Here is an 11637-nt window from a genome sequence, read left to right as displayed (position 1 = left end):
CTTCCAGGACGACCTCATCCGCGCCTACCAGGCATTCCTGACCCGACGCCGGGCCGTCCGCCCCGCCGAGGAATACCGCGAACCCACCGACGTCGAATGGGACGAGTTCCAACAGCACTTCGAACTACGCAAAGTCGAACTCGGCACCTGCGCCCGCCCCTACGGCACAGGCTGCAAACACGAACACGCCTGCATCCGCTGCCCCATGCTCCGCGTCGAACCCGCTCAACGCCGCCGTCTCGAACAGATCATTATTAATCTCAYCGCCCGCATAGACGAARCCCGAACCAACGGCTGGCTCGGTGAAGTCGAGGGACTCCAACACAGCCTGACAGCCGCAAAGACCAAACTCGCCGGCATCGACCGAACCGCCCGCGCCGCGCGATCCARCACGGCCGACCTCGRCATACCCACAATCTCCACACCCCACCGGGAGTGAGAGCACCGGAAGGCAGAAATGGGAGGGAACGAAACGGGCGGAACGTGGCAAATCTTAGTCCGGATAACATGTCTCCTCGCCACCCGCGAGCTCGCACAACGCGGGGCGAGCGCCGAACAGATCAGGCCGGTACGTCGACTGCTGGTATTCGCCAGTTTAGTCACGCTTGCGCTCAATGTAGCCGAACCGTTGATCATGGGCCAGTACGGGAAGGCCGCGTTCGACAGTGTCGGCTGCTGGCTGTTGATCGGCTGGGCAGAGGTCGGCCCCAGCCTGCTCCAGGCGATGCAGACCACCACAGCGTCCACGCCTGCGCTGGGCSGGCAGGCCGCGGACGACCCGACCGAGCCGATCGCGGTTGACCGACCGGAGGTGCCGCAGGTTCCTGGCCTGGCAGGGATGGGAGTGCCGGCGGTGGAGGCGACATCTCGGGGAGACGGATCGGGTACATGGGAGCAGGACCTGCTCCACCGGGCACGCGCCGAGGATGTTCTGCACTGGCAGTTCCATCACCGCCCGATCTCCGCGGAGAACCTCCGCAAACGCCTTCACATTGGCGCGGGTACCGCACGCAGCCTTGTCGCGCAGCTACGCAACGACACCAAGGCCACGTTCGACAGGTCGGCGTCAGCTCCAGTCCCAAACGGGGGAGCCTGATACCTTCGACACCGCCACGGCTGACCACGAGGATGYGTATCCCAACGGACGAACCGCCGAACGGCTCTCTCGCGTACGCCCCCGCTACGGCCGATTTGGAGGCGGGTGGGTAGTTGGCGGGCCGCCGCGTCCCAACAGTGACCGCTACCGTCGGACACCGCCTACGTCGGTGAGGAACTCGCCGCGTCGTACTCCGCAAGGATCCGTTCAGTCACGCTGGTGAGGCACGGACCGCGATCGTGACGTCCTTGGCCACCCTCGGACGATGGTGCGGTGAAGGCCGGCTTCGGTCGCGGTCGCACGAGGCCTGTATATTCGACAGCCAGCACCCTCCCGGCGGCCAACTGTGGGACGACGAGGCTCGGCGGCGGCCTGGCATCCTAGAGCGTCACTAGGTCAAGTGGCGCTCGGACCTGAGAAATTGTGGGCGCTGGTCGCGCCAGCGTCCGCGTTTCTCAACAAAACAAAAATTCGCGTCACCGACGCCGTTGACGCGGCCCCTCAAGGAGGTTGGTCATCTCCGCGTTTGAAGAGCTGCACCGTCTTGGGCATCTCGGTCAGGATTGCCTCCACCTGGTCACCAGGTTGGTCGAGGAGGAAGCCCGACGTTTCCCGGAAATTCGACGTGACAGCGCCCGAGATCTGGACGATCTCGTCGAAGAATTTCTGGTGGACCGGATCCGGCCCGTGACCGCGAGCCTCCTTGCGCAGGCGACCGATGACGCATCCGTCGGACGTCTCCTCCGCAAATCCATCCGCAACTGGATGATCGACAGCGTGCGCAAGACATCACGGGGGGCGTTGCGGCGCCGGCTCGTGGAGGTCCTGTCGGGAGATCACGCCTTCGAAAAGGTGCCTGCTAGCGAGCCGGGCGCCGGCCGTTGGAGGCCCACAGGCGCACCGCTTCCACCGTGGACTGGCCCGATCGATGACCTGGTGCGGGCGGCTCGTGAAGTCCCGAACGTGAGGATTCCGAAGTGGTCGAGCACGACCCGCCGGCCACCGATCGCGGACCGGGCATCGATCATCGCCGTAGCCCAGGCGGCTTTCACGGCGGCGAGCGGGTCGCTTGAGGAAGCTCAGCTTGTCGACGTATTCGCGGCTCGGTTCCCCGTGGTGCTGGACCCCGACATCGTCTACCTGCCCGATGGCGCCKAGAACCGTGCCGACGCGGATGAACCGACTCCCGAGGATCTCGTCGTTGCCGCAGACGAAGAACTGAGTGCTGCGGCCACAGCTGCGGGCATCGTGGGGATGTTGTCGCCGGTGGAGCGCCGGATCGTCCCGTACCTGGCATCCCCGGCCGACATCCGGGTGCTCCTGGCGTGCGGCCCGGCGCAGGCGCGCCAGCATGCCGACAGGGTGGCTGAGAAGCTCAGACAGCTTGTCGGCGAAGGCGAAGACCGAGAGGCAGTGGCCAAGGAGGTGATCCGGCTGTGCGGCACCACGACCGCCCTGGGCTGACCGTGCGCCCGATGGAGCGCGACGGGAGTTCTGACGTCAGATCTAGGTGCCGGCATACTCGGCCCACCCCACGCCGGAGGACACCGTGAGCGACCAGCGGACTGCCCAGCATCTTCTCGATCTTGCCGCCCAGGTACCAGACATGCACCAACTAACCCAGCCGGGGCTAGAGGAACGGTTCGGCGCCTCGACAGATGTCGAGGTCCGCATCGGGCAAGTGTGGCGCGCCCGCTGGGACGAGACCGTCATGTTGCTGGTGGTACTGGCTGTACGAGACCGCGAGGTGCAAGGTGCGCCGGTGACCATCGACCCGTCCAGGGAGGATGACCACGGCATCGTGGTCGGTGACACGGCGACCGCGTTCGGCGTGGCCGTCACAGTATGGGCGGGGCTTACGGCGACGGTGCCGAATCGGGTCCTCGATCAACTGGTGGATGTCTGGAGCGACTCGCTGGTCCGATGCATCGCTGCCGCGAGCGTGCAGAAGCCAGCCCCGTTGCCAGCAGGCGTCAGACGGGGCCGCAAGATCACATCCCCTATGGACCCTTCGGCCATGCTCCGCGCAGAGCTCACCGACGACTTGGAGCTGTTGAGGCAGGCACCCGGGCTGCCGGTTGCCGTCCCGGGAATCGAGCCACGCACCCTTGCAGCGATCCTGGGATCGGGTCTTGATCTCGGCGCATTCTGCGCTTCGCTAAACGTGAGCCAAGCCGAGGCCATGCGCCTTCTCCGTGGCAAGGTCCCGATGACGATGGAGCAGATCGACCTCGTGGCGAAGGCGACTGGCGTCGCCTCCGAGGAGATCGCGAGTTCGGTTCGCCCGCTCCCGGCTGGGCTTGTCATCCGGATGGAGCATCCACGGTGGAGATCAACGTGGACTCGACGTGCGCGCCGGTTGGGCATCGCTGAAGAACGAGCACGTCTGGACGGCAGCTATGGCGCCTTTAGCCTCGCCGCGCGAGAAACCGGCGGCGGCGAGCCTGACTGGGACTCGCGGCTTCGGCAGTTCCTCAACAATAGCGCCGCGGGCGAGGAGGACGCATAGTGCGGGCGAGACCGCTGTTCGCTGACGCTCCTCGTCAGGCCGAAGCGATCTTGCGCGTTGTCGAGGAACGTCATCCGGGATCGCTCGCGGCTCTCTGCGCCGACCCTTTGGCCACGATCTCGTCGTGGTCCGACGTCCAAGTGACCGTCGTACCCGAATCAGGTGATGGTGACGGATGCTCGGTGTCTGGCAGCTACTTGGACCATACCCAGCCTCCGACCCTCCGCGTCGCCGCATCGCGATCGCGCCGGCGCCGCGGGTTCACCGTGCTCCACGAACTGGGTCATCACCTCCAGCAGACGGATCCAGAGCTTGGACAGCGTGTCTTCACCCGCGTGGACTCCGAGAACTTCGAGGAGGCTGCGTGCGATGCCTTCGCCGCCCGGGTGCTCCTGCCGGATGGGTGGGTCCGCGATCGCGTCGACCTACGAGGGCCGACCGCCACAGAGATCGTCGACATGTTCCAGAACTCCCAGGCATCTCGCGAAGCGTGCTGCGTACGGGCCTCTGAACTGCTGAGCGGTGGAGGTATCGTTGTTCTCCTCGACGCAACAGGCCGGGTGGTGTTCGCGTCACCACGGGGGGTCGTCCCACCGGCGCGGGGCTCTGACCAATCCGACACGCCACTGATCYGGGCCGCGCTTCGTGGAGTTGCCACGGTCGAGCACGACGACACCTTCGTGGCCTACCGCAACGGGGGCCGGAGCGACCCGCTGTACGGGCAGGCGGCCTGGTGCGACAAGCAGTACATGATTGCGGTACTCGCGCCGGACAACGTTGGGTGGCGCCGCTTCGCGCCGCCCCGGTCCGCCAGCGCGGCCTCTCCTGCGGAGCGATGGTGGATCTGCGAGATCTGTCCGGATGCCGACCCGTTCGAGGTCTTCGGCCCGCCGTGCCAGCGCTGCGGGCAGCCGAAATGCGAGAACGGCCACTGCGGCTGCACCCCCGCGGGAGCCAGAGCGGAGCAGCGGTGTGATCGCTGCTTCCTCATGCTGGCGGCTACGCAGTTCGATCCGGGCCGCTCGATCTGCCGCAGCTGCGCCGAATGAACAAGAGCTGGGGGTGTCGACCTCCTCAGGCGGGAGCTGCCTCACGGTCCGACGTCAGTAAGGGTGAGTGGCCATCAGGCAGCTCCGCCCAGGCCGGGCGCCCAGGTGCAGCCGCACCCCTACCGAACGAAGCGCTCGAATGGGACAGACAAACGACATCCTCAACGACGTCCGCGGTCGGATCGACGCGCACGCCGAACCGCTCGCGGAGGCACGTGGCCGGCTGAGACTCAGCCGGGACGTCGCGATCGGTTTCCGGGGCGCGCTGCGCACGTACCCCAGCGGTTCGCTGGCGCAGCACACCTTCATTCACCCAGTGGCGGACGGGGACGGCGGTGTCGTCCTGGACCGCCGTGTCTACCCGGCGCTCGGTCCGGAAGGCGCTGACGAGTCTCCCGAAGAGACGATCGAGGCGCTGTGCTCCCTGCTCGGGCCGAAGATCCGAAACGTCTACCCGAAGGCCCGTTGCTGTACGTCAAGGCGAGGACCGAAGATCTACTTCGGCCGTCCAGTGGACAGTCAGGACCCGACCATCGACCTCGTCATGGCGCTCACCCGCCGCGACGGCAACGGTCTTTGGATCCCCGACCTCAAGAAGAACAAATGGGAGGCCTCGGACCCCGAGCGGCACGCAACGCTTTTCACGTCTGGCGGCAAGTCGCACGCCCAGACCCGTCGCCGCACCATCCGCCTACTCAAGGCATGGAACCGGCAGTACACCACTGTCGGGTTCTCATCCCACAACTTGTCCGTCTGGGCATGGGAATTCATCACGGAAGGGATGGGGCTCCCGACCGCCCTCTTCTCCGTGCTGGACAGGGCCTCGACCCGACTGGAGGCCGGATACGCGACGAAGGATCCGGCAGGAGTGTCGCCCCATGTGAAGCCCCTGATCGACCGCTCGATCGCCGCCCGGCGACTGCGCACAGCGGCCGATGCCGTCAGCGAGGCCCTCCAGCACGATGACGACCGCGAGGCGGTACTCTCGGCGCTCTCGCGGGTCTACTGGAAGTATCTGGAAGACCCGACACCGTCCGGGCTGGCGGGCAAGGCAGCGATGTTGAGGCGACCAACCCCGGTCTCGACCGCCGCGTTGGGCCTCTCCGGTAGGCCGGCACTCGTCCGGCCTACCCGCGCCTACGGTACCCCGCTCCGCAGCGCGTGACCCGCCGAGCGCCATGGCGGGCGCCGGCCTGGTTCGCCAGGCCGGCGCCCCGCATCCTGTTCCTGCGCCGGCTCGCCGACTGCGGCATTCAGATCCGGGAGGTGCGGGTTCCCTTCCGGCGATACAGAGGTGGCTTCGCCTTCGCGATCAGGCTCGACGTCGCGGACCTTCCTGTCCAGACAATCACGATCGTCTTCAGCCTGGCGTGTCCCGAGTCTCCGCACGTCTACACGGACGGACCATCCGACTCGCCACATCGCTATTCCGACGGTGCGCTGTGCATGTGGTACCCCGCCGATCCTGGAGAACGGCGCTGGAACCGTTCCGACGGCGCACCTGCCCTTCTCGGCCACATCGTCGCCCACTTACTTCGCGAAGAATGGTGGCGCCGGACAGGAGAATGGCCGGGGTGCGAGGTGATCCATGCCTGACATCGACGACTGTCAATCTATATCAACGATGAACAGAAGAGACGCTAATGCCCACCGCGACAACGTCTGGATCCACCCTGACACCARCACCATTGATTCAGGCCAGCGCCGGTGTGGCGCCTGCGAATACCACTACGGCGACACGCGCTCCCACGCCTACCCCGGGCGCACAAGGAGCGACAACCGGCGGACCGGATCTCCTAGCCACGGCAGTGCTCTCCRGTGCATTTCTCGCTGGCATGGTCGCGGCGGCGATCAACATCTGGCTTGCCCATCGACGCAGCCGGGAAGAAGAGCGTAACCGCCTGCGCACAGCCTTCGCTGAAGCATTCGCGGCGTACGCGGCCTACAAGGAGTTCCCTTACGCCATCCGCCGCAGGCGGGCCGATGCGGCACCGGATGAGCGGGTTCGGCTTTCCGAGGCGCTTCGGGAGATTCAGGCCAGGCTAGCCTATCACATTGTCTGGACGACGGCGGAGTCCGAAACCGTCGGAGCCGCATACGCCGACCTCGTTCAGCAGGCCCGGGAGATTGCGGGGACCGCGATGAAAGATGCATGGAGGGCACCGGCCACGACATCCGACACAGACATGGTTATTCCGACAGCGATAATCGACCTCAGATCTCTAACGTCGTTTGAAGAGTCGTTTATGAAAGCCGTGCGTGCCCATCTGGATGTGCAGACCCCTTGACGGGCTGGATAAGACGGAACCCCCGGTCAGTGAGTATTACAGTCCAGAGTTCGACCGGCTGAACCTTGCTCGCCTCACACCTGTAAACTGCTTAGTGCCCCTGGGAGCCTGCACGCTCACTCAGCAACCGGCCGGTGCCCGCCAGTGCAGAGATTTCCCGAGGAACGACAGGACCGCCTGCCGAACACACCCTCAGTCAGTCTCCTGTGAAGTGGCGACCTCGTAGAAGGCGTCCGCGAGAGCAAGCATGACGCCGTTGATCCCAGGGCCGTCGTTGAAGAAGTAGTCGGYCATGGCGTTGTGGGCTTCCTGGTTGTCGAGGACGGCCTCGGTGACGATGGCCTTGAAGTCGTCGGAGTCCATGAACTGCTTCTTCGAGTTGACCTGGGTCTDCCTGACGAGGTCGGGGTAGGCGAGAAGTCGCTGGACCAAGCCGTTGACGAACTCGCGGATCTGGGACTCGGTGAAGGACTCAGCACCGAAAAGGTCGTTCATCTTATCGATCACGACCTGGAGTGCAACGTACTTGGGTTCCTTGCGGGTGCCGGTTCCGGCGGCGCTGATTCCCTTGAGCTCTCCGTCGCCGGTCAGCGAGATATCGACGGCGATCCGCTTCTCATGCTTGACCCCGACCAGGACGACGTCGGAGAGGTCGATCTCGGCGGCCCAGGAGGAGTCGGCGATGACCTTCTCCAGGAGGCGTAGGAAGATGGAGAGCATCTCCAGGTGCGGGTCGCCRTAGTCGACGATCTGGCTCATGAAGTCGTAGAGCCGGACGTAGGTGGAGACGTCCTTGCGGAACAGGTCGAGGGTGTTGAGCGTGACCTTGTCATCGGCCTCGATCGCGGCGGCGTAGCGGCGCGCGAACTCGTGCTTCGCCGGAGCGATCGCGGCCGAGAGCGCGTTGTTACCCTTCCGCTTCACCCACAACTCGGCGACGTCCCGCACCTGGTCGGCGGTGTAGATCCCGGCCTGGGCAAGCTTGGCGGCGAGGTGGGCGACGACGTACGGGTCGGTCTCGGTCTCCAGGGTCGCGTTGGTGAAGTACGGCTCGAACGCGGCCCGGATGTCGTCGGGCTTGTTCACGAAGTCGAGGACGAACGTCTTGCGCTTGACCTCCCCGCCCGCGGTGCGGTGGGTGCGGTTGAGCCGKGAGAGCGTCTGCACGGCGGTGACCCCGGAAAGCTTCTTGTCGAYGTACATCGCCGAGAGCAGCGGCTGGTCGAAGCCGGTCTGGAACTTGTTGGCGACCAGCATGATCGTGTAGGTCTCGCCCTTGAACGCCGCGGCCAGATCCGAGCCGGCGCCGGGGTTGAGGTTGGTCTCGGTGAACTCGGCGTCCTTCGACGGCGCCGGCCCCCACTCCGAGGCCCACACCTCGTTCTCCTCCATCGTCACCGACCCGGAGAAGGCGACCAGGGCGCGGTAGTCGTACGACGCATCCTCCGTGGCCCGGCGGGCGAGGTAGGCGTCGATCGCCTTCTTGTACTTCACCGCGGCCTTGCGCGAGTCGGTGACGACCATCGCCTTCGCCCTGCSCTCCAGCAGATGGGCGACGTTGGCGTGGAAGTGCTCGACGATGATCTGGACCTTCTGRCTGATGTTGGTCGGGTGCAGCTTCACCCACCRCATCAGCCCCTTGCGCGCGGCACCTTCCTCAACTTCGTTGTCAGCGGCGGCCTTGCCGGCGATCTTCAGCGCGGTRTCGTACGACTGGTAGCCACGCAGGACGTCGAGGATGTACCCCTCCTCGATCGCCTGCCGCATCGAGTACAGGTGGAACTCGACCGGCTTCCCGTCCGGCCCCTTGCGCCCGAACATCTCCAGCGTCTTGGCCTTCGGGGTCGCGGTGAACGCGAARTAGGAGATGTTCGGCGAGTCGGCCCGCTCGCTCATCCGTGCCGCCAGGATCGACTCCAGGGCGACCTCGCCGCCGTCCTCGAGGTCCTTGATCTCCTCGGCGGTGAGCACGGCCTTCAGCTGGGAGGAGATCCTGCCGGACTGCGACGAGTGCGCCTCGTCGGCGATRACGGCGAACTTCTTGCCCTTGAGCCCCTTGTCCGCCTGGATCTCGTCCATCGCGAACGGGAACGTCTGCACCGTCACCGCGATGATCAGCTCGCCGTTCTTGAGCGCGGMGGCCAGCAGCCCGGACTTCGACTTCGCGCCGGCCTTGCGGACGTCCTCCGGGCTGATCGTGGCCACGATCTTGCCGGACCCGTCGATCTGCCGGATCGCCTCCTGGAGCTGCCCGTCGAGCACCGTCCGGTCCACGACCACGATGACCGAGTCGAAGACCTTCTCGTCGTTCACGTGTAGCCGCGCCAGCCGGTGCGCGGTCCAGGCGATCGTGTTCGTCTTCCCCGACCCGGCCGAGTGCTCGATCAGGTACCGGTGGCCGGCGCCCTCCTCGCGGACGGCATCGACGATGTTCGTCACGGCCTCCCACTGGTGGAACCGCGGGAAGAGCATGCTGGTGCGCCGTACCGACGTCCCCGTCGCGACGTCCCACTCCTGCCTGGTCTCCACGATCATCAGCCGTCCGATGATGGTGAGCCAGGYGTCCTTCTCCCAGACCCGCTCCCACAGGTACGCCGTCGCCGACCGCCCCTCGGCACCCGGCGGGTTCCCCGCCCCGCTGTCATGGCCGATGTTGAACGGCAGGAAATGGGTCTTCTCGCCCTCCAACCTGGTGGTCATCGCCGCCAGGTCGTTGGAGACCGCGAAGTGCACCAGCGCCCGATGCCCGAACGACAGCAACGGCTCCAGCCGGCCGTTCGTCACCGGGCGCCGGTCCTTGCGGTACTGGCTGATCGCCTCGTCCAGCGACTGCGTGAAGTCCGTCTTCAGCTCCACCGTCGCCACCGGCAGCCCGTTGACGAAGAACACCAGGTCCAGACTGCGCTGATCCGCGGTGGAGAAACGCACCTGCCGCATCACTCGCACCCGCATGGCCGCATATTGCGCCACCGTCGTCGCGTTCAGGCTGGTCTCCGGCCGGAACTGCGCCAGCTTCAACCGGCCACCACCGATGTAGACGACCCCGTTACGCAGGATGTTCAACGTCCCGCCACCGTGTTCCAGCGGCTTGTCGAGCGCCGTGGCCAGCACGTCGAGGAACTTCGCCTCCGACCCGGCAGCCTTCAACGCCTTCCCGTACGCCGCCGGCTGAGTCTCCTCCAACCAGCCGAACACGTCCGCGGGGAAGAGCGCCCGCTCGCGGTCATACCCGGAATCATCCGCCGAGTACAACCATCCGTGAGCCCCCAGATACGCACAGATCTCGGACTCGAAGACAACCTCGTTGTAGTCGGCCATCAGACCAGATCCCGCACATCGATCTGCCCCGTCACAGCCGCCGTGATCAGCGCCACCCGCCGCTCACGGGCCAGTTCGATGAACCGCTCCGCTTCAATAATCAGCGTGTCAATCTTCACGGTCTCGGCGGTGGATTGAGTGACGAGAGCATCCTGAGTGCCCCTGTCCGTAAGCGGGATCTCAACTTGTTGCACGACTTTCGTGTTGAGTCGCAGCCGAGTCGAGCCACGAGCAAGCAGCATGATCTGCGAGCGCGTCTGCGGTGCTGACATGACCCAGGCAAGGTAAGCGGCACTCACCTCGGCATTGGGGCGAAGGCGGTAGCAGTCTGCTTTCACGACGGCCTGCCCAAGCGCAGGCACGACTGCGGCTCGCCCCAGCGGCATGTGGTCGTCACCCAGGCCAGCGACAACGACATCGCCCTGCTCTACTGTATGTGCTTCGAGCTCCGCTGYGTAGTCGAGCGGGATGAACGCAGTGTCGCCGTCCTTGAACTCATTCACGCCGATGTTGCCAAGCCGGWCCACCCGAGCGCCATCGTCGGAGTAGTGAGCCGAGGTAAGCGAAGAGCCAAACGGCCCATCGACGATCGAGTCGATGACGCGGCGAACGCTGACAAGCTGACCGTGATGTTTGGCAGTCTCCACATGCGCCGCCCATGTCGAATCTCGTCGCTCGCGGAGCATCTCGATCAGGCGCTGCTGCTCCTTGATGAGCGTGTCGATGCGGGCGGTCTCGCGGTCGAGGTAGTCGGCGATGGCGCGCTGCTCCTCCAGCGGCGGGAGCAGGATCGGCATCAGCCGGAACTCGTCGTTATCGATCTCGGCTTGGCCGATGCGCACGCCGCGCGAGAGCAGCGCGTAGCCGTTGGTGTAGATGGTCGAGCGAAGGAGCCAGTTGAGGTAGCGGGCGTCCTCACCATGGCGCGGCGCGAAGCAGATGTAGTGACCGGAAACGATCCCGCGGAGCGGGGATATGCCGACCGAACCTTGCCATGCCTTCATCCGGTTGGCGACCAGCCAACCCGGGTGGACGAGCTGGTAGATGCTGCGGTTCTCGGCGGTCTTGTTGATGTTGTCGCGCGAGTCCTTCGCCACGACGCCGTACTCGCGGAAGACGGATAGCATCCGCTCTTCCGGATGGTCCACATCCTTGATGCGTTCGAACATGGACCACAGCGGCTTCGTGGTCCAGTGCGGCGGAACCTTCCCAAGCCAGGAGACACCGGAGTCGACGAGGTCGGGCCTCTCAGCGATCACCCTCGACCTCCCGCAACAGCTCAAGGATCTTGGCGACCTGCTTCTCCAAGTCCGCGTCGATCTCGGCGAGGGGGCGGGGTGGGACGTACTTGTAGAAGTGACGGGTGAAGGGGATCTC

General features: G+C 65.5%; 8 protein-coding genes and 1 pseudogene. 7 read left to right on the top strand and 2 right to left on the bottom strand.

The window, feature by feature from the left end:
* From BL254_RS24125 to BL254_RS24085, 7 genes and pseudogenes are all read left to right on the top strand, one after another.
* A pseudogene (locus BL254_RS24125) lies at positions 1 to 439 on the top strand (site-specific integrase); the annotation flags it as partial.
* Positions 440 to 634: 195 nt separating this feature from the next.
* The gene (locus BL254_RS24120; RefSeq protein ID WP_175648476.1) at positions 635 to 1096 is read left to right on the top strand and encodes a hypothetical protein; all 462 of its coding nucleotides are present in this window, start codon (positions 635 to 637) and stop codon (positions 1094 to 1096) included.
* Between the two features lie 510 nt (positions 1097 to 1606).
* Positions 1607 to 2560, top strand: coding sequence for a hypothetical protein (locus BL254_RS24115; RefSeq protein ID WP_139342487.1), 954 nt, complete (start codon positions 1607 to 1609; stop codon positions 2558 to 2560).
* Between the two features lie 85 nt (positions 2561 to 2645).
* Positions 2646 to 3605: a hypothetical protein gene (locus BL254_RS24110; RefSeq protein WP_139342486.1), complete on the top strand. Its 960-nt coding sequence runs from the start codon at positions 2646 to 2648 to the stop codon at positions 3603 to 3605.
* Positions 3605 to 4654: an ImmA/IrrE family metallo-endopeptidase gene (locus BL254_RS25510; RefSeq protein WP_371391321.1), complete on the top strand. Its 1050-nt coding sequence runs from the start codon at positions 3605 to 3607 to the stop codon at positions 4652 to 4654. Before BL254_RS24110 ends, BL254_RS25510 begins: the two co-directional genes overlap by 1 nt.
* 139 nt (positions 4655 to 4793) lie before the next feature.
* Positions 4794 to 5819: a hypothetical protein gene (locus BL254_RS24095; protein WP_047225135.1), complete on the top strand. Its 1026-nt coding sequence runs from the start codon at positions 4794 to 4796 to the stop codon at positions 5817 to 5819.
* A gap of 670 nt (positions 5820 to 6489) precedes the next feature.
* On the top strand, positions 6490 to 6942 hold the full coding sequence (locus tag BL254_RS24085) for a hypothetical protein (RefSeq protein WP_139342485.1): 453 nt from the start codon (positions 6490 to 6492) through the stop codon (positions 6940 to 6942).
* A 192-nt stretch (positions 6943 to 7134) separates the two neighbouring features.
* Here BL254_RS24085 and BL254_RS24080 read toward each other — a convergent pair whose 3' ends face one another.
* Both BL254_RS24080 and BL254_RS24075 read right to left on the bottom strand, forming a co-directional pair.
* A complete protein-coding gene (locus tag BL254_RS24080) occupies positions 7135 to 10260 on the bottom strand; it encodes a type I restriction endonuclease subunit R (protein WP_076845307.1) in 3126 nt (1041 codons plus the stop codon).
* Complete coding sequence (locus tag BL254_RS24075; protein WP_076845305.1) at positions 10260 to 11519, bottom strand: restriction endonuclease subunit S; 1260 nt, start codon at positions 11517 to 11519, stop codon at positions 10260 to 10262. The genes BL254_RS24080 and BL254_RS24075 overlap by 1 nt, the downstream gene beginning before the upstream one ends.
* Positions 11520 to 11637 lie beyond the last annotated feature (118 nt).

This window comes from Protofrankia sp. BMG5.30 (assembly GCF_001983005.1).
Taxonomy (GTDB): domain Bacteria; phylum Actinomycetota; class Actinomycetes; order Frankiales; family Frankiaceae; genus Protofrankia; species Protofrankia coriariae.
This window is presented reverse-complemented; position numbering and strand designations above follow the sequence as displayed.